Source organism: Marinitenerispora sediminis (assembly GCF_003336425.1).
In the GTDB taxonomy this organism is placed as follows: domain Bacteria; phylum Actinomycetota; class Actinomycetes; order Streptosporangiales; family Streptosporangiaceae; genus Marinitenerispora; species Marinitenerispora sediminis.
In genome coordinates this window covers 1-2187 of the sequence record NZ_QEIO01000289.1, presented here as the reverse complement: position 1 = coordinate 2187, position 2187 = coordinate 1, and the positions used below count along the sequence as shown (strand labels likewise).

Here is a 2187-nt window from a genome sequence, read left to right as displayed (position 1 = left end):
CCGCCCGCGACACCTTCCGGCCGCAGGACGAGCGGGGCCCCAACCTCTACGACGGCCACCGCGTCGACCTGATGACCGACGGCAACGGCCAGCCGGTGCGCATCACCGCCCAGATGGAACTGGAGGCGCCCGCCCAGCTCGACCCGCACGCCCGCGAGCCCGAGCCCACGCGGCAGGACACTCCCGCGGAGGACACCACCACCGGGCTGCGGCGCACCCAGGCCCGCGACCTGATCAACGGCGGCCGGCCGGACGCCCCGGCGCGCACGCCGCAGGCCGCCGGGCTCGACACGATCCCGACCTACACCCAGAAGATCAGCACCACCGTCGGCGACGTCGACCTGCGCCAGCGGCTGCACGACCTGCTCAACAAGGCCCCCGGGCTGCCGCGCTACCTCAAGGAGCGGCCGGCCGCGCACGACTTCCTCCCCACGCACTACTCGGACGAGCAGCTCGCGGCGAACGCCGAGCACCTGATGCCGCCCGCCCCGGGCCACCGGTCGCGGAACTGGATGCGGGACATCTTCTTCAGCGGCCGGCACACCACGGCGCTGTTCGCCGACCGCACCGACGCCACGTTCCACGACCCGCGGCCGGACTCCTCCCTCAAGATCAGCTCGCAGCACGACACGAGCATCAGCCGCACCAAGGGCTCGTCCTTGAGCGGCGGCGTGGAGACGGAGGTCCGCGGCGCCGGCAACCCCAACCCCTCGGCCGAGAGCCTGCGGAGCACGCAGGGGCCGGACGGGCTCCGCGCCAACCAGGCGAACGCCCCCACCATCCAGCCGATCTGGAACCCGCTCACCAAGACCTGGACCTCCGGCCACAGCACCTCGGAGTCGGCGACCTACTCCCAGAAGCGGAGCTTCGATCCGCAGGGCGGCGCCATCCCCTACACCGCGAACCTGGACATCACGGGGGCCGCGGAGGTGCGCAAGGACTGGGACTTCGCGGTCAACATCCCGAGGCACTCCAGCGGCGCGGACTACCGCGGTCAGCGGTTCACGGCCGACCGGGCCGAGTTCGGCTACGTCCCCACGCGCTCCGCCTACCAGGCCCGCCTCGTCAACGACCGGTACGTGCCCCCCGGCGACGGCGAGACCGCCGGCCGGACCGAGCCGCAGCCCAACCCGAACCTCGACACCCGCCGGTTCCGGGTACGCCCCGGCTTCGAGGACCAGGGCACGCACCTCGGCAGCACGCCCCGGCCGCAGGGGGCCGGCGGCGGCTCCATCCCGACGGGTGTGCAGCTCGAAGCGCGGCTGCGGCGGGACAACCACGCGCTGACCGGCGAGAGCCGCGAGGCGGTCCTGGCCGAGATCACCGCGCACACCACCGGCCGCGGCGCGCCCAAGACCCTGGACGTCAAGCTCTTCCGCATCGACGGCCCGACCACCAACCAGATCCGGCACGGCACGATCAAGGTCGAGACCGTCCGCGGCCGGCCGGTCATCACCGACCTCGGCGGCAAGGGCAAGTTCGGCGAAGAGACGACACTGTCGACCCCGCGCGGGACCACCGACTCCTCGTCCAGGAGCACCGGACGGCAGTTCGAGTTCTCGCCGATGGTCCCGACTCCGTTGCCGCGCGGCAACGAGCCCGGTGACCTGCCGAGCGGCCTTCCCCGCACCCGGCTCATCAACGTCACGCCGGCTCCCACCGTCAGCTCGTCGTCCGGGACGAACCAGACGGACTCCGTGACGGACAAGGACACCGTCGCCTGGACCACCGAGCTCACCGGCCCCTACGCCATCACCGAGACCCCCGAGCACATCAGGCTCACGGTCAGTTACGGCGGCCGCTCCTACACGATCGAGGGCGACCACGCCACCGTCCAGGAGTCCTTCGAGGCCGCCTACCTCGACGTGGTGGCCGATCCCGAGCGCCCCGCCGTCGGCCCCGGCGGACGGAACATGTCCGGCGCGGCAGGCACCGGCCAGCAGCAGACCGCGCCCGCGCCCGCGCCCCCGCCCCGGCTGCGCAACCCGCACGGGAACCTGGACAGCTCGATCCAGGACTGGCGCAACCGGGCCCCGCGGCCGGACGGCACCGGCCTGCCGCCGGACGCGACGATCACACCGCTGACCATCCAGGACCACGGCGCGAACGTCCTCGACGCCGCCTACGTCGCGATCGCGCGCGCCCACGGCTGGCAGCACACCGGCGCGCTGGACGCCGCCGCGATCC

At 73.3% G+C, this 2187-nt stretch carries 1 protein-coding gene; it reads left to right on the top strand.

Features of this window, described 5'->3' with window-relative positions:
- Nucleotides 1–2187 (top strand): hypothetical protein (locus tag DEF28_RS27775; protein WP_158562928.1); only part of this gene is annotated, 2187 nt, incomplete at both ends.